Below are 15526 nucleotides of genomic sequence, written 5' to 3'. Positions count from 1 at the left end.
ATGCCCGCACCCCTCAGTGTCGTCATTCCCACCCTCAATGCGGAGGCAGCCCTGCGCGAATGCTTGCCTGGGGTCATGGAGGGTGTTGCCACGGGGTTGGTCCGCGAAGTCGTGGTGTCGGACGGTGGTTCGACGGACGCGAGCGTCAGGCTTGCCCGCGCGACAGGGGCCGTCGTGATAGAGGGCACCGCCGGACGAGGCGGGCAACTGGCGCGGGGAATCGCAGCCTCGCGTGGGGGATGGATCCTGGCTCTCCATGCCGACAGCCAACTTCCCACCGGTTGGCCGGAACAGGTCCGGGAAGCCATGGAGGCGCCGACGAAGGCACATGTTTTCCGGCTGGCGTTTCGGTCGAGGGGGATGCCGGCTGCCTGCGTCGCCGGTTGGGCGAACCTGCGCACACGGTTTCTGGGCCTGCCCTATGGTGATCAGGGAATGCTGATCTCCCGAAGTCTCTATGATGAGGTCGGTGGCTATCCGGACATTCCATTGATGGAAGACGTGGCCTTGGCGCGGGCCTTGCGTGGGCGCCTGCGGATGTTGCCTGCCACGGTGACGACAAGCGCGACGCGCTACGAGGCCGAGGGCTGGATACGTCGAGGGGCGCGCAACCTTGGAACGCTTGCGCGCTACCTGGCCGGGACCGCTCCCGAGACACTGGTCGCGCGCTACGAGACCCGGAGAACCGGCTCCGGCGCAGCGGCCAGGGGACGTTCTGACACCTGAAGACGCTTGCCTGGCGGGTGTTCCGGGGACAGGCAGGGCCGAGTTGCTGCACGTCAGGGTCCACCGGGGTGGTCAGTCGTTCTCCTGCTCCTCGGCTTCGTTGAATTGCAACCGGTAGAGCTCTGCATAGGCGCCATTCCGGGCGATCAACGAATCGTGCGATCCCTCTTCGACAACCTGTCCGGCCTCCATGACAACGATCTTGTCGGCGTTACGCACCGTCGAAAGCCGGTGGGCGATCACCAGAGTCGTGCGTCCCTCGGAAAGGCGCTCCAGTGCCTCCTGCACGATGTGTTCCGACTGTGCGTCGAGCGCCGAGGTTGCTTCGTCCAGAAGCAAAATCGGCGTGTCCCGAAGCAGCGCCCGAGCAATTGCCACCCGTTGCCGCTGGCCGCCGGAAAGCGAGGAGCCGCGCGGTCCCGCCGGGCTATCCAGCCCGTTAGGCAGGTTGCCGACAAAATCCGAGATATGGGCGCCATCCATCGCGCGCCGCAACTCCTCTTCGGAGACATCGGTGCGCCCGAGCAGGATGTTGTCCCGCAGGCTCTCGTCAAACAGGAGCGCATCCTGCGTGACCACGGAAAACTGCCCGCGCAGCTCTGCCAGGTCGAAATTTCGGATGTCGGTGTCCGAAAGCGATACGACCCCACCGTTGATGTCAACCAAACGTGTGAGCACGTTGAAGACCGTGCTCTTGCCGGCGCCGGACAGTCCCACGAGCGCGGTGGTCTTTCCCGCCTCCGCCGTGAAACTGGTGCCATTCAGGACAGGCAGGGTGCCGTAGGAGAGCGACACGTCATCGAACCGGATATTGCCCAGGGCCTCGGGCAGGCGCACGGGGTCGGGTGGGCTCTTGAGGCCGGGTTCCATGTAGAACAGCGTCTGAAGCCGGTTGAGGCTGACGGCGGTGGTTTGCCAGACACCGGACACGGCGCCGAGCCGACGCAGCGGCTCGAAGGCAAGGGCCATGGCGACGAAGAACGACATGAACTCACCGACGGATTTCTCGCCCTCGATGATCTGGGAGCCGCCATAGTAGAGGACGGCCAGGAAGCCGATCCCGGACATGATGTCGATCATCGCGGGGATCAGGGCCTTGCCGAAGCTTGCGCGGATCTCGGTCTGGATCTGGTTGTCGGCAAGTTCCCGGAAGCGCCCGGCCTGATAGGCTTCCAGCGCATTGAGCTTGATCGGCGTGATGCCGTGGAAGATCTCGTCAAGGCGCGTGGTCATCTTGCCCGCATTCTGACGGTTGCGCAGCGCGGTGCGGCGCACGAAACGCTGCACCATCAGCGAGGGCGCCACGATCAGCGGGGCACCGATGAAAGCGATGATGGTCCAGCGCCAGTCTATATAGAGGACGACGGCCATCAGGGAGAAAAGGGACATCACGTCCCGGCCGACACCGGTGATGATCACGTTGGACACGTTGCGAATTGCACCGGTGTCTCCCCGGATGCGGTCCATCAGGGCGCCTGGCGGGTTTGCCTGGTGGAACAGCGTGTCCAGCTTCATCACGTGTTGAAGGAGTTCGGTCTGCAATTGGAAGACGATGCGCGACGCTGTGCGGGTGATCAGCACCCTCTGGCAGATATTGGTGATCGCTCGGGTCAGAAAGATGCCCATGACCACTGCGCCGACCCAGGCGAGCGCGTCGGTGTTCCCGCCGATGAAGACGTCGTCGAACATCGGCTTCATCATGTAGGACATGAGCCCGAGCATGGAGCCTTCGACCGACATCAGGATCCCTGCGAGCAAGATGGCGGGCCAGTAGGGCTTCATCCAGCCATGCCAGAGCCAGCCGAAGAGTTCCCGCTGCTTGGAGGCCGTCAGTTCAGCGGAGTCGAAATCTGTAAGTTTGCTCATGCGGCCTTTGCCCGTTTGCCGGCGCGCCTGGCTGCGAAACTCGCGGCTGCTTCCTTGTGGTCGTACTCGGTGCGGAACCACTCCTCCATCGTGATCGGCGACTGCGCGTTGCGTTGCTCGTACATGTCGATGATGTGGTCCACGATGCCCGTTTCGGTCCAATCGGTATGGATATAGCGCAGGGAAAGGTGCTTTCTGGCCTCCTCCAGCGGAGCGCCCTCAATAATGGCCTTGTACAAAACCGATGCGAAGCCCGCGCGGTCGGCACCGGACTTGCAATGCATGACAAAGGGTTTATCCATCTCGCGCATGGTGTCGATGAGGTGGAGGATCTCCTTGCGTTTCGCCGGTTTGCGGGCGTAGATCTTTGCCACTTTCAGCTCCATGCCAAGCTCGTCGCAGGCCTCTTTCTCGAACAGCCAGGGAGACCGGCCGTCTACCCCGCGCAGGTTGAGGATCGAGCGGATTCCCATCTCCTTGTACTTTTCCAACCTCTGCGGGCCCGGGTGGTTGGACCGATAGACGCCCGGCGCGACCTCGTCGAAATTGGTCCACAGGATCCGCAGGAAGGCGTGATCGAAAAGGTTGAAATGCCACCAGGCCTGTCGGCGGGTCCGAGGTGTGGAAAGGTCGTCGCCAAAGGAGTTGCGCAGGCGCCGCTCGGTGGTGTCGAACCAATCGTGAAGTCGTTTGAACATGGGCCTGATCGGGTTGGGACGCGCGCGGGAAAGGTCGAGCTTGGATTGATGCGGTCTATCCCCAAAAAGGGGCGCAGAGCAAGCGGGGAAGGCCGTGGCGCATGGGCGGCCATCTAGACAGGGCACGGGACGCGGTGTTGCCCCGGGCAATCACGGAGTCATAAGGGCGCGGTGCGCGGGGCGGGCGGGCGCCGCCGGCAGCGCCGGGGCCGGTGCCCAAACAGCCATGCGCCCTGCCCATCTTTCGGGCAACACGGTGAGTATCCGCCCGCTTGGCGGGCCTGTTCCGGCGCCGGCGGCCGACACCAATTGACGATATGGTGGGCGCGTCCTATCCCCGGCTGTCCGTCGGATTTTCAGGAGACCTTCGATGACGCTTTCGCGCGGCAGCCACTATCTTGCGATTCCGGGTCCATCGGTCATTCCCGACGAGGTCCTTCGCGCGATGCATCGTCCGGCGCCCAACATATACACCGGTGAGTTGCACGAGATCGTGGACACGATCATCCCGGACCTGAAGCGGGTGGCGATGACATCGGGCGATGTGGCGATCTACATCTGCAACGGGCACGGTGCTTGGGAGGCGGCCCTTTCCAACGTCTTCAGCCGCGGTGACTCGGCTCTGGCACTGGCGACGGGGCATTTCGCCCATGGCTGGGCGAATGTGGCCGAGCAGTTGGGGATCGCGGTCGAACGGCTGGACTTCGGACGGCGCGCCGCGATCGATCTCGACAAGGTGGAGGCGGCGCTGCGAGCCGATGTCGATCACCGGCTGAAGGCAGTGATGTGCGTGCAGGTGGATACGGCAACATCGGTGAGGAACGATATCCGCGGTCTCCGCGCGGTTCTGGATCGGGTCGGCCATCCTGCGCTCCTGATGGTGGATTGCATTGCCTGCCTCGGTGTCGACGAGCTCCGCATGGACGATTGGGGCGTGGATGTCATGGTGACAGGGTCGCAGAAGGGGTTGATGACCCCGCCGGGGCTTGGGTTTGTCTACTTCAACGGTCGGGCCGATGCTGCACGGGATGGTGCCGACCTCGCGACCGCATACTGGGACTGGCGTCCGAGGGTGAATGCCGAGCGGTTCTACCAGTATTTCTGCGGCACGGCGCCGACGCATCATCTTTATGGCCTGCGAGCGGCGCTGGATCTGATCCATGACGAGGGGATGGAAGCGGTATGGTATCGGCACGCCGCGCTGGCGAGGGCGATCTGGGCGGCGCTCGATGCCTGGGGGGCGGAGGGACCGCTGGAGATGAACCTCAGCGATCCGGCAATCCGCAGCCATGGCGTGACCGCGATCCGGATCGGCAAGGAAAATGGCGCGCGGCTTCGGGACTGGGTGAGCGAGCATGCGGGCGTCACCTTGGGGATCGGACTTGGCATGGCCAGCGACGAGGATCCGGCCGCCGACGGTTACTTTCGGATTGGGCACATGGGCCATGTGAATGCGCAGATGGTGCTCGGTGCGCTGGGCAGCATCGATACGGGGCTCAAGGCACTTGGGATCCCGCATGGACATGGGGCGTTGGAAGCCGCGACCGCCGTTCTGGCCCGAGCCTGAACTGGCAAGGCCACGATCCGGCCTTCGATATGCGCGCACCGATTGCCTCGGGGGAGCGCCAGTGTCCAGTGCTACCGGGTTCGGTGGCGATCGATGCGGGTCAGGACCACATTTGCGGCGAAGGCCACGAACAGCACCGCCGCGAATCCCAACGTGGCCCACAGAAGGTACATCGCGCAGAAGACATTGACCCCAAGTGTGATCAGGGCGGCGGTGGTGTAGTTCGGCGCGCTGCCAAGATTGTGGCGATTCATCCCGACCTCCCACAAAGACGTGCGATAGGATACCGCGGTTTCGGGCACCGGGTGGTGACTTTTTTGCGACCTCAGCGGAGTTCGGCGAGCGCCTTGCGAAGTGCCTCTGCGACGATGTCGAGTTCGGCGTCCGGCGCGCAGGAAATGCGAATGCAGCGATCCTCCGGGGCGACGAAGGGCATGCGCACAAAGACGTCGCGGGCGACCAGTGCCGCGAGAAGCGCCCGTGCGTGTTCGCCATCGCGACCGCAGTCGAGGGTCACGAAATTGGTGGCGGAGGGAAGCGCGCGTAGCCCGTTTGCCGCACCGATTTCGGCAATGCGCGATCTGGCACTGGCAACGCGTTGGAGTGTTCCGGCAAGGTGGGCCTGGTCGGCGAGGCTCGCCAGCGCGGCTTGCTGTGACAGTCGCGACATGCCGAAATGGTTGCGGACCTTGTTGAAGGCAAGGATCAACTCCGGGTGGCCGATGGCGTAGCCGATCCGCATGCCGGCAAGCCCGTGTGCCTTGGAGAATGTGCGCATGCGGATCACCCGCGCGTCGCTCGGGTCAATCGGTGGGGCGGTCCCGTCGGGAGCGAATTCCACGTAGGCTTCGTCGAGGAGCAGCACGCAGCCCTCCGGCACGGCCGCGATTGTGCGGGCGATTGTTTCGGCGTCATGCCAGGTGCCCATCGGATTGTCGGGATTCGAGAGGTAGATCAGCTTGGCGCCCGTCTCCGCTGCCCGGACAACGAGCGCTTCGGGATCCTCGTGGTCGTCGCGATAGGGCACCTTGTGAAGAGTGCCGCCGAAACCCGCCACGTGGTAGTTGAAGGTCGGATAGGCACCGTCGGACGTGACGACGCTGTCCCCCGGTCCGACCAGCAATCGCACCAGGTACCCCAGCAACCCGTCGATGCCCTCGCCGACGACGATGGTCTCCGGTGCGATGCCATGATGCGCGGCCAGTGCGTGGCGCAGGTCGTGGCTCTCCGGATCGCCGTACATCCAGGCATCCGGCGCTGCGTTGCGGATGGCCTGCACCACCGATGGCGCCGGTCCGAAGCCGCTTTCGTTCGCACCGACACGCGCAGCAAAGGGGCGGCCGCGTTGGCGCTCCTGCGTTTCCGGCCCCACGAAGGGTACGGTTGCGGGAAGCGAGGCGGCAAGCGGTGTCAGTCGGGGTCCGGTCATGACCGCCTTTGTGGCGAATGCAGCACGCCACGGCAAGGCTTGCGAGGGCGGCGGGCATGGCTAGGGTGGCCGCAACGATCTCGGAGAGGGTGCGGGACCAGGACATGAGCGATCCAGAATGTTTTGAAACCCCGCAGGGGCGACGTATCGCCTTTCACCTGACCTGCGGCGCCGGGCCGCTTGTGGTCTTCCTCGGAGGGTTCCGTTCGGACATGTCCGGAACCAAGGCGCTGCATTTGCAGAACTGGGCAGAGAGACGCCAGCGCGCCTTTCTGCGGTTGGATTACTCCGGGCACGGGAAAAGCTCCGGCGAGTTCGAAGATGGATGCATCGGGGATTGGGCGACCGATGCGGCGGCGGTGTTGCGGGCGCAATCGGGGCCGATGGTCCTTGTCGGGTCGTCCATGGGGGCGTGGATATCGCTGCTTCTGGCGCGGCTGATGCCAGAGCGGATTGCCGGAATGGTGACCATTGCTGCTGCGCCCGATTTCACAGAGGATTCCATGTGGGCGGCCCTGCCGGACGCCCGGAAAACGGAGGTCAAGGAGCGGGGTTATACGGTTGTGCCGACCGAATACGGTGACCTGAAGATCAGCCGGCGGCTCATCGAAGACGGTCGCACCCAGTTGGTCCTGCGCAGCCCGCTGGTGCTGCCTTTCCCGGTGCGGTCGCTGCATGGCACCGCGGACGCGGATGTGGATATGTCGGTTGCGCTACGCTTGCTGGAGCATGCGGAGGGGGGCGATATTCAACTCAGGCTGGTCAAGGGCGCCGACCACAGGTTCTCCAGACCTCAAAACCTGTCCATGATCGAGGCTGCGATTGAAGAGGTTCTGGCCCGGGGGGAAGCGGCATGATCGAGGTATTGCGGGTGTTGGGCTGGATACTGGTGGTACTGATTCTGGGGATCGGCGCGGTGTTGCTGTTCGGGCCCCGGGAACCTGTCGAAACCGAGGTCACCTTTGATGCCGCGGACCTTCCCGAGGATCTGGACAGCTGGCTGGCCGAGCGGGAGGCTGCATTGGGCGATGTCACGCCGGGCGTGGAAAGGCGGATCCACTGGGCTGGTGCACCGGGTGCCGTGACACCCGTGTCGGTGATCTACCTGCACGGGTTCTCCGCCACTTCGGAGGAGATCCGGCCGGTGCCCGACAGGGTGGCCGAGGCGTTGGGTGCCAACCTGTTCTATACCCGCCTGTCCGGCCATGGGCGCGGATCGGCTGCAATGGCCGAACCGGTGGTCGGCGACTGGATCGAGGATTTGGCCGAGGCGCTGGCCATTGGACGGCGGATCGGGGAGAGGGTGGTCATCGTCGCGACCTCCACCGGTGGTACGCTTGCTTCCCTTGCGGCTGTGGACGAAGCCCTGTCGAGGGATGTTGCCGGAATTGTCTTTGTCTCCCCCAATTTCGGGTTGCGCAACCCGGCGGCAAAGCTGTTGAGCCTGCCGTTCGTGCGGCATTGGGGGCCGGTTGTCGCCGGTGCGGAGCGGGGATTCGAACCCCGCAACGAGGGTCATTCGACCTACTGGACAACGCGCTATCCGATCGCTGCCACGGTGCCGATGGCGGCCCTGGTGGACCATGCTGCATCTCTGGACTTCGGAAGGGCGAGGGTCCCGGCGCTCTTCGTCTATTCGGAAGATGATGTAATCGTGTCCCCCGAGGCCACCTTTGCGGTGTATGACGCATGGGGCGAGGCAAAGGCGCGGGAACTGCTGGTCATGGGGCCGGGCGACGATCCAGGCAGTCATGTCATTGCAGGGGATATCATGAGCCCGGGGCAGACCGACCGCGCAAGTGCCGTGATCACGAAATGGGTGCAGGGGCTCTAGCACCGCTGGATGGCGTCCGTCCGCGTGTTTCCCGCACCTGGGCGAACAGCGATGCATATCCCTTGGTCACAATGGTGTGCCAACCTTGACGCAGGGCGGGAATGAAGGTGGAAACGTCATTCAACGCTTCCGCATTTCGATCCCGCACAATAGCATGGTGCCAAGGTCCCGCAGCGGGCCGGACACGAGGACAGCGAGGCTTCACCTAGATGAACGAACCACTGGTGCTTCTGCCCGGCATGATGTGCGATGCCCGGCTCTTCTGGCCCCAATTGCTGCACTTCGGCAGCCGTCGCGCCGTCATGGTGGCCCCGGTGACGGGGGCTTCGTCCATCGGGGCGATTGCCGCGTCCGTGCTGGAGGCCGCACCACGCAGGTTTGCGCTGGCAGGTCTTTCCATGGGGGGCATCGTCGCGATGGAAGTGCTGCGCCGGGCACCGGAACGCGTGACCCGGATCGCGTTGATGGACACCAACCCGTTGCCTGAAACTCCACAGGTCGCGGCCGCCCGAGAGCCTCAGATCGTCGCCGCCCGGACCGGGCGCCTGCTGGAGGTGATGCGGGAGGAGATGAAGCCGCGCTACCTTGCGCCGGGGCCGCGTCGCAGCGATGTGTTGAGCCTTGTGATGGAGATGGCAGAGGCGCTCGGTCCCGAGATCTTCATCTCGCAATCGCGTGCACTTCAGCGTCGTCCGGACCAACAGAAGACGCTGCGCACCACCAGGGTTCCGACGCTCGTCCTTTGTGGCGAGCATGATGCGCTTTGCCCGGTCAAACGGCATGAGTTCATGGCGGAGCTGATCCCGAACGCCACGTTGGAGATCATCCCTGACGCGGGTCACCTGCCGACCCTGGAGCAACCGGACGCAACAAGCGCCGCGTTGGAGGCATGGCTGGACAGCCCGCTGGTCCTGCGCTGACAACCTGCCTCGGTACGCTTTGCGGCCAAAGCCGCTGCGCGCCAATGTCAGGCCCGTAAAATCTGACTGACTGAGACTTGCCTGCTGAGTCTTCTGGCGTCGACGGGCCGTCACCGGATCTGCGCGGGTTGGATTCGGCTGCGCGAGTCGACTTGCCGCCCGGTGCAGCGTTGCCGGCCTGTCACAAAATAGTGACATATGCGGGCGGCATTGATCACGTGTTGATTCGCATCAAGGTGTCCCGACGGCGATGGCCTCTAGCATCCAGTTGACAAGGCTCGTTTGCTACGACCGCTGCCTCGCGTCGTGCAGGTTTGAGCTTGGCTCAATGCCAGATGGGGGGGGACATGAAGGTCAAGGAATACCTCAAGATTGAAAGCGCGGCCGATCTCAGTCGCACTGAAGTGGGGCGGCTGGGCACGGCGGTTATCTTCATCGTGGCGGTGATGATCTTCACCGGAACGCGTTTCGCCCATGTCGAGCAATCCTACCTGCTGGTCGCGGCGGCCGTGATCGGGGCCTACATGGCACTGAACATCGGCGCAAACGACGTGGCGAACAATGTCGGGCCTGCCGTTGGCTCCTTCGCTTTGACCCTCACAGGGGCGATTGTGATTGCGGCGGTGTTCGAAGCCGCAGGTGCGATTGTCGCCGGGGGAGACGTGGTCGCGACAGTCAAGAAGGGCATTATCGATCCGGCGGACATCGACAATCCCGACACCTTTGTTTGGGTCATGATGGGGGCATTGCTCGGGGCGGCGATCTGGTTGAACCTCGCGACCTGGCTCGGGGCGCCGGTTTCAACGACACATTCGATCGTTGGTGGCGTGATGGGTGCGGGGATCGCGGCGGCCGGATGGGAGATCGTCAACTGGGACTCGATGGGCAAGATCGCGCTGAGCTGGGTGGTCTCCCCGTTGACCGGCGGGATCATTGCGGCCCTCACGCTTTACCTGCTGAAACGGCTGGTGTTCTTCAAGAAAGATCCCCTGCAAGCGGCGCAAGGCGTCGTGCCGATCATGATTGCGATCATGTCCTGGGCATTCACGACCTATATTTGCCTGAAAGGCATCAAGAAACTCGTTGCGATCTCGTTTCCGGCGGCTTTGCTGTTCGGGCTGGTCGCGGCAATTCTAACCTGGGCCATCGTGACGCCGATGGTGCGTCGGGCCGTGCCGAGCCTCTCCGGAGACCGGAATGGCGTGAACAAGCTGTTCACCGTGCCCCTGATCTTTGCGGCGGCGCTGCTCAGCTTTGCACATGGTGCAAACGATGTGGCCAACGCCGTTGGGCCGCTGGCTGGGATCGTCGATGTCCTGACCGAAGGCGACGGCGGCGCAAAGGTCGCCATTCCATTCTGGGTCATGGGGATTGGCGCGCTGGGAATTTCCGTCGGCCTTGCGCTTTTCGGACCCAAGCTGATCCGCACGGTGGGATCGGAGATCACTGAGCTCGACAGATCGCGTGCGTTCTGCATCGCGCTGTCAGCGGCCATCACGGTGATCATCGCCAGTCAGTTGGGTATGCCGATCTCCTCGACCCACGTCGCCCTTGGCGCTGTGTTCGGGGTCGGTTTCCTGCGGGAGTTCCTGGAACAGCGGATGCACCGTGTCGTCGAAAACGTGCTGGCGCAGCACGAGGGCGATCCGCATTTCGACGAGGTCGAGAGAGTGTTGAGGGACTTCGAGAATGCCCAGCCCGAGGCCAAGGTCGAGATGCTCAGCCAGATCAAGGAAATGGGTGCCGAGGCTGTTATCACCAAGGCACAGCGCAAGGAATTGCGCGTCGCGCTGAAGCGGCAGTTGGTGAAGCGCTCGTCTCTGCTGAAGATCGTTTCGGCGTGGATCATAACCGTTCCCGTGGCCGCACTCATGGCCGCGCTGTTCTTTTTCGCCCTGCGTGGCATGATGCTGCCATAGGATTCCCAGGTGTCGATGAAGAAACTCCTCTTGCCGGTCATTCTCGCGGCGCTCATCCTTGGGTTCTGGAACAGCCAGGACTTCCAGGAGATCGCGGCCGGCGTGGCAATCTTCCTCTTCGGAATGCTCATGCTCGAAGACGGCTTCAAGCTGTATAGCGGCGGCACACTGGAATCGATCCTCAAGAAAATAACCGACTCCACGCCAAAGGCGCTGTGCACGGGCTTTGTCGCGGCGACAGCGATGCAGTCAAGCTCGCTGGTCTCCGTGATCGCGATCTCGTTTCTGAGCGCGGACCTTATGAAGCTCGCCGCCGGCGTCGGCCTGATGTACGGCGCCGATATCGGCACCACGACGGGGGCGTGGCTGGTGGCGGGGTTCGGACTCAAGGTGAAGATATCGACCTATGCGATGCCCATGCTGGCCATCAGCATCGTGCTGGTATTCCAACGCTCGAAGTATATCCGCGGGGCGGGATACGTGCTTGCCGGGCTTGGGTTTCTGTTCCTCGGCATTCACCACATGAAGGAAGGGTTCGCCGCTTTCAACGAACAGCTCGATCTGGCGCAGTTTGCGATGACCGGTGCTGTCGGACTGGTTGTGTTCACGCTGATTGGCGCTCTGGCAACCGTTGTCATGCAGTCCAGCCACGCCACGATGGTGCTGGTTATCACCGCGATGGCCGCCAACCAGGTCTCCTATGAGAATGCCATTGCGCTTGTGGTCGGGGCGAATGTCGGCACGACGATCACCGCGATTCTCGCGTCCCTGACGGCGAATTTCCAGGGCAAGCGCCTGGCGCTAGCACATGTGATCTTCAAGCTGGTGACCGCGGTCGTCTGCCTTGTTCTGATCAACCAGTTGGTTGCCGGGGTGGACCGGATCAGCGGTTGGCTCGGGATCGGGGCGGAAGATTACGCGCTCAAACTGGCCGTGTTCCACACGATGTTCAATGTGATCGGTGTCGCGATCATGGTGCCGATGATGCAACGGCTGTTGTCATTCCTTGAGCGAACAATCCCGGAGCCGGAGCCCGATGTCAGCAAGCCGCGCTACCTGAGCGAGGCGGTCGACGGGTTCCCGGCGACGATGGAGGTCGCGATGCGCAAGGAGGTCAAGCACCTGCAAGACAATGCAATCGAGTTGATTGCGCATGGGTTGAACCTGCACCGGCACGACCTTTACGAGAGTGACGATGTCGCCGCGACCGTGGCGGCGAGTACCAGTCCGATGGAACTGGATATCGACGAGACTTACGAGACAAGGGTCAAGACCCTCTATTCCGCGATTGTCGAGTTTGCCACGCGGGCGGGGACCAGAAACCTGCCGGCGGATTTCATGGAGCGGATCTATCTGCTGCGGGATTCCGCACAGCGCAATGTGCGTGCGGTGAAGGCAGTGAAGCACATGCGCCGAAACGCGACTGCGTATACGAGCCATCCGCAAGGAAAGGCGACCGATCTCTATAATGGTCTGCGGACGGAGATCGCGCGGATCCTGGTGGAGATCCACAAACTCGACGAGAGCGATCCGGAGCTCCGGTCGAGCCTTTGGCTGGACGACGAGCGCGTGCAGGTGGAACGCGACAAGAAGAACTCGACGAGGATGATTGAGGGTCTGATCCGCGAGCGCCAGATAGGTGCGGCAACGGCGACGTCGTTCCTCAACGATTCCGACTATGCATACGAGGCAATGTCGGATCTGATCGAGGCGGCTCGTGTCTTCTATATCGAGACAGATGGAGCTATTGCCGAAGTCGAACGGATCCTTGCGCTCGAAGAGGATGAAATCGAGGAACTGTCGGCCAATGGCCGGTGATCCGGAAGGGGATCGCGGTGTCGATCCACAAGCGAAACGACGTATCTGGAGGCGCGCAAGATGGCTCTGAAGAAAACGATCGCCCGGCTGAACGAGTACCACGACCGCTTGCAGGGAAAGGAAGCTCACCGGATCAAGGTGAGCCACGTCGACAAGGTCATCGAGAAGCTTGAGGCCAAGGAGGTTGACCTGAACCGGCGCCTTGAGGAGGCGAAGAAGCCGGGCAAGAAAGAGCGCCTGAAGGCGAAGCAGAAGGTCGTCCGAAACCAGATCGCGCGGGCGCGATGGCTGCGCAAGGAAATCAAGAAGGGCGACTGATTCCTGCCGTGCAGCGTCTGCGCCAGGGCACCCAGGTCAGTCGGTTCCTGCAAACCCCTCTGCAAGTCCGGCATGATGAACCCACGCCACGCCGGCCTTGCAAAACTCCGCCAAGTCCCGCGCTTAGCTGGCGACAAGGCGGATGCTGAAGAAGACAACCCCGGACAGGATGGCAGCCGCAGGTACTGTGATGATCCATGCCGCGGCGATCGTCATCATGTGCGCACGTCGAACCAGTTTCCGCTGGCGTCGTTCGCTCGGCGTGTGGACGGGACGATCCGGCACCATCTGTCGCGCGCGCACCAGCCTCCGTTCCGCATACCATTCGCGGAAGAACCCGACCCCGAAAATGCCGCCGACGGCGATGTGGGTCGAACTGACCGGAAGGCCCAACCAGCTTGCGATGATGACCGTGATCGCGGCGGACAGGGCAACGCAGAATGCGCGCATGGGGTTAAGCCGCGTGATCTCGTTTCCGACCATTCGGATGAGTTTCGGTCCAAACAGGAACAACCCGAAGGAGATGCCGAAAGCCCCGATCATCATCACCCAGAACGGGATATTGATCGCCGAGGTGAAGTCGCCGCTGGAGTTGGCGCTGACAATGGCCGCGAGCGGGCCAACAGCATTTGCAACGTCGTTCGCGCCATGTGCAAAGCTCAGGAACGCGGCGGAGAAGATCAGGGGGATAGAGAACAGTTTCTTCAGGGACCTGTTCCGGTTTTCGAGTCCCTTCGATTGATTGCGGATGACGGGAATGAGAAGCAGCCAGACGGCGATGCCGATGAGCAGCCCGGCCCCGAGCGCCGTGCCGAAATCGATTTTGATGATCTTCTTCAGCCCCTTCAGCGCGAGATAGGCCGAGAAGGCGCCGGCCATGATGCCAACGAGCACCGGCACCCAGGTGCGCGCCGCCGCGATCTTGTCCGGCTGGTAGATGATGCGTTCCTTGATGAACCACAGAAACCCTGCCGCGATGACCCCGCCAAGCACGGGAGAGATCACCCAGCTTGCGGCGATTGCCGACATCGTCGACCAGTTGACGGCGCCGAACCCGGCCGCCGCAATCCCTGCGCCCATGACGCCGCCGACAACGGAATGGGTGGTCGAAACCGGGGCTCCGACCCATGTCGCGATATTCACCCACAATGCGGCCGAGAAGAGCGCGGCCATCATGGCCTGGACGAACACATCCGCCGATGCGGTCGATTCCGGCGAGACGATGCCCTTCGCAACCGTCGAGACCACGTCTCCGCCCGCGATCAGCGCCCCGGCGCTTTCAAAGACAATGGCGATCCCGATCGCCCCGCCCATCGTCAGGACATTTGCCCCGACCGCGGGTCCCATGTTGTTGGCGACATCGTTCGCGCCGATGTTCACGGCCATATAGGCGCCAATTGCCGCCGCAAGGACGGTCACCAGTGCTCCGTTGGAGCCGTCCACCAGAAAGGCGGCAAAAAGCCCGGCCAGAAGGATGAAAGCCGCGGCGAGTGCCGGGGCAGCCATCGGGCGGGCAACGAAGGCGTTGGCAGCTTCCAATTTGGAGATGCGGTCGAGGTCCCGGTCCAGGGTCTCGAAATGACGCGGTTCGAAGTTCTTGTCGGCCACGGGGTGCCCCTTGCAGCTTGCATTTGGTCGCCTCAATACAGCCGGTCGGCGCTTCGCGTAACAGATTCGTAACGGCAATATGCCGCACTTTCGGTTCGCTTGGCGTTTCGAGGCCTTGCGTGGTTGTTGCGGGCGTGTGTCGCGCCTAAACAGGGCGGACGTTCAGTCCGCGCTGGTAGTTCCGCAGGCGAACGCCCCTCAACTTGCCGGGCAGAGACTGTTCGCCGAAGGTGGAGACCGATGAAGCAACGCAAGCCGACACGTATTCGAAGAGGCCCGAAAGGACGGCAGATCGCTGCCTTGCCGGTGCGCTGGAATGCGGATGGCGAGCCCGAGGTGCTTCTGGTCACATCCCGCACGACCCGCCGTTGGATCATCCCGAAGGGCTGGACGATGGAAGGCAAGAAACCGTGGAAAGCCGCGGGGATAGAGGCCCACGAAGAGGCCGGCGCGAAGGGCAAGGTTCGACCAAACCCGATTGGAAGCTACGAATACATCAAGATCCTGCGCGACGGGTCGGGAATGATCTGCGACGTGGAGGTGTTCCCCATGGTTGTGGAAGATCTCATCCCGGCGTGGAAGGAAAAAAACGAACGAAAGCGGGTATGGTTCCCGGCAGATCGCGCCGCGCGGTTGGTTCAGGAGCCGCAACTGGCGTCGCTGCTCCGGAAGCTGAAGAAAAAGAAGATGCGAGCTCGGATAGAGGAAGGATAGCGCGACGCGTTTGCAGTCCTTCACCGTTTGCTTGCCCGGTCGAGGCTGAGCGCCAGTTCAAGCCGGGTGCCGGTTTCGTGCCCTGTTTGCGCTGCACCGAAGCTGAAGC

14 protein-coding genes are annotated in these 15526 nt (G+C 62.9%); 9 read left to right on the top strand and 5 right to left on the bottom strand.

Annotation, left to right across the window (positions count from 1 at the left end; genetic code table 11):
• Positions 1-726 carry a TIGR04283 family arsenosugar biosynthesis glycosyltransferase gene (locus CLV78_RS08975; RefSeq protein ID WP_106204524.1) on the top strand — a complete coding sequence of 242 codons (726 nt, stop codon included), beginning with the start codon at positions 1-3 and terminating at the stop codon, positions 724-726.
• Positions 727-798: 72 nt separating this feature from the next.
• Here the strand turns inward: CLV78_RS08975 and CLV78_RS08970 are convergent, their stop codons facing one another.
• Both CLV78_RS08970 and CLV78_RS08965 read right to left on the bottom strand, forming a co-directional pair.
• Positions 799-2592 carry an ABC transporter ATP-binding protein gene (locus tag CLV78_RS08970; protein ID WP_106204430.1) on the bottom strand — a complete coding sequence of 598 codons (1794 nt, stop codon included), beginning with the start codon at positions 2590-2592 and terminating at the stop codon, positions 799-801.
• A complete protein-coding gene (locus CLV78_RS08965; protein WP_106204429.1) occupies positions 2589-3290 on the bottom strand; it encodes a tyrosine-protein phosphatase in 702 nt (233 codons plus the stop codon). The genes CLV78_RS08970 and CLV78_RS08965 overlap by 4 nt, the downstream gene beginning before the upstream one ends.
• A 370-nt stretch (positions 3291-3660) precedes the next feature.
• Between CLV78_RS08965 and CLV78_RS08960 the strand changes: the two genes are divergently transcribed.
• Entirely contained in the window at positions 3661-4857 is a 1197-nt protein-coding gene (locus CLV78_RS08960; protein ID WP_106204428.1) for a pyridoxal-phosphate-dependent aminotransferase family protein, read from the top strand.
• A gap of 71 nt (positions 4858-4928) precedes the next feature.
• On the opposite strand, the gene CLV78_RS08955 is transcribed toward CLV78_RS08960, so the two are convergent.
• Both CLV78_RS08955 and CLV78_RS08950 read right to left on the bottom strand, forming a co-directional pair.
• Positions 4929-5111: a hypothetical protein gene (locus CLV78_RS08955; protein WP_106204427.1), complete on the bottom strand. Its 183-nt coding sequence runs from the start codon at positions 5109-5111 to the stop codon at positions 4929-4931.
• Positions 5112-5182: 71 nt separating this feature from the next.
• Positions 5183-6286 (bottom strand): pyridoxal phosphate-dependent aminotransferase, encoded by a 1104-nt coding sequence (locus CLV78_RS08950; RefSeq protein WP_106204426.1) that lies wholly within the window; start codon positions 6284-6286, stop codon positions 5183-5185.
• Between the two features lie 104 nt (positions 6287-6390).
• Here CLV78_RS08950 and CLV78_RS08945 point away from each other — a divergent pair, with 104 nt between their 5' ends.
• The 6 genes from CLV78_RS08945 (at position 6391) to CLV78_RS08920 (ending at position 13095) form a co-directional block, all read left to right on the top strand.
• Positions 6391-7143 carry an alpha/beta hydrolase gene (locus tag CLV78_RS08945; RefSeq protein ID WP_106204425.1) on the top strand — a complete coding sequence of 251 codons (753 nt, stop codon included), beginning with the start codon at positions 6391-6393 and terminating at the stop codon, positions 7141-7143.
• Positions 7140-8120: an alpha/beta hydrolase gene (locus CLV78_RS08940; protein ID WP_106204424.1), complete on the top strand. Its 981-nt coding sequence runs from the start codon at positions 7140-7142 to the stop codon at positions 8118-8120. The genes CLV78_RS08945 and CLV78_RS08940 overlap by 4 nt, the downstream gene beginning before the upstream one ends.
• Before the next feature lie 209 nt (positions 8121-8329).
• Positions 8330-9040, top strand: coding sequence for an alpha/beta fold hydrolase (locus tag CLV78_RS08935; protein ID WP_106204423.1), 711 nt, complete (start codon positions 8330-8332; stop codon positions 9038-9040).
• Positions 9041-9387: 347 nt separating this feature from the next.
• Positions 9388-10959, top strand: a complete 1572-nt coding sequence (locus CLV78_RS08930; protein WP_106204523.1) for an inorganic phosphate transporter — start codon at positions 9388-9390, stop codon at positions 10957-10959.
• 15 nt (positions 10960-10974) lie between these two features.
• Positions 10975-12777 (top strand): Na/Pi cotransporter family protein, encoded by a 1803-nt coding sequence (locus CLV78_RS08925; protein ID WP_106204422.1) that lies wholly within the window; start codon positions 10975-10977, stop codon positions 12775-12777.
• A 60-nt stretch (positions 12778-12837) separates the two neighbouring features.
• Entirely contained in the window at positions 12838-13095 is a 258-nt protein-coding gene (locus CLV78_RS08920; protein ID WP_106204421.1) for a hypothetical protein, read from the top strand.
• A 123-nt stretch (positions 13096-13218) separates the two neighbouring features.
• Here CLV78_RS08920 and CLV78_RS08915 read toward each other — a convergent pair whose 3' ends face one another.
• Positions 13219-14703, bottom strand: a complete 1485-nt coding sequence (locus CLV78_RS08915; RefSeq protein WP_106204420.1) for an inorganic phosphate transporter — start codon at positions 14701-14703, stop codon at positions 13219-13221.
• A gap of 240 nt (positions 14704-14943) precedes the next feature.
• Between CLV78_RS08915 and CLV78_RS08910 the strand changes: the two genes are divergently transcribed.
• The gene (locus tag CLV78_RS08910) at positions 14944-15417 is read left to right on the top strand and encodes an NUDIX hydrolase (protein ID WP_106204419.1); all 474 of its coding nucleotides are present in this window, start codon (positions 14944-14946) and stop codon (positions 15415-15417) included.
• Positions 15418-15526 lie beyond the last annotated feature (109 nt).

It is taken from the genome of Aliiruegeria haliotis (assembly GCF_003003255.1).
In the GTDB taxonomy this organism is placed as follows: Bacteria; Pseudomonadota; Alphaproteobacteria; order Rhodobacterales; family Rhodobacteraceae; genus Tropicimonas; species Tropicimonas haliotis.
The sequence above is the reverse complement of the archived record's forward strand: the minus strand, read 5'-3'. Positions and strand labels throughout refer to the sequence as shown.

What these genes read in the sequence shown, in the direction of transcription:
- CLV78_RS08975 (WP_106204524.1), top strand. Translation starts at nt 1, where the DNA reads ATGCCCGCACCCCTCAGTGTCGTCATTCCCACCCTCAATGCGGAGGCA.
- CLV78_RS08970 (WP_106204430.1), bottom strand. Translation starts at nt 2,592, where the DNA reads ATGAGCAAACTTACAGATTTCGACTCCGCTGAACTGACGGCCTCCAAG.
- CLV78_RS08965 (WP_106204429.1), bottom strand. Translation starts at nt 3,290, where the DNA reads ATGTTCAAACGACTTCACGATTGGTTCGACACCACCGAGCGGCGCCTG.
- CLV78_RS08960 (WP_106204428.1), top strand. Translation starts at nt 3,661, where the DNA reads ATGACGCTTTCGCGCGGCAGCCACTATCTTGCGATTCCGGGTCCATCG.
- CLV78_RS08955 (WP_106204427.1), bottom strand. Translation starts at nt 5,111, where the DNA reads ATGAATCGCCACAATCTTGGCAGCGCGCCGAACTACACCACCGCCGCC.
- CLV78_RS08950 (WP_106204426.1), bottom strand. Translation starts at nt 6,286, where the DNA reads ATGACCGGACCCCGACTGACACCGCTTGCCGCCTCGCTTCCCGCAACC.
- CLV78_RS08945 (WP_106204425.1), top strand. Translation starts at nt 6,391, where the DNA reads ATGAGCGATCCAGAATGTTTTGAAACCCCGCAGGGGCGACGTATCGCC.
- CLV78_RS08940 (WP_106204424.1), top strand. Translation starts at nt 7,140, where the DNA reads ATGATCGAGGTATTGCGGGTGTTGGGCTGGATACTGGTGGTACTGATT.
- CLV78_RS08935 (WP_106204423.1), top strand. Translation starts at nt 8,330, where the DNA reads ATGAACGAACCACTGGTGCTTCTGCCCGGCATGATGTGCGATGCCCGG.
- CLV78_RS08930 (WP_106204523.1), top strand. Translation starts at nt 9,388, where the DNA reads ATGAAGGTCAAGGAATACCTCAAGATTGAAAGCGCGGCCGATCTCAGT.
- CLV78_RS08925 (WP_106204422.1), top strand. Translation starts at nt 10,975, where the DNA reads ATGAAGAAACTCCTCTTGCCGGTCATTCTCGCGGCGCTCATCCTTGGG.
- CLV78_RS08920 (WP_106204421.1), top strand. Translation starts at nt 12,838, where the DNA reads ATGGCTCTGAAGAAAACGATCGCCCGGCTGAACGAGTACCACGACCGC.
- CLV78_RS08910 (WP_106204419.1), top strand. Translation starts at nt 14,944, where the DNA reads ATGAAGCAACGCAAGCCGACACGTATTCGAAGAGGCCCGAAAGGACGG.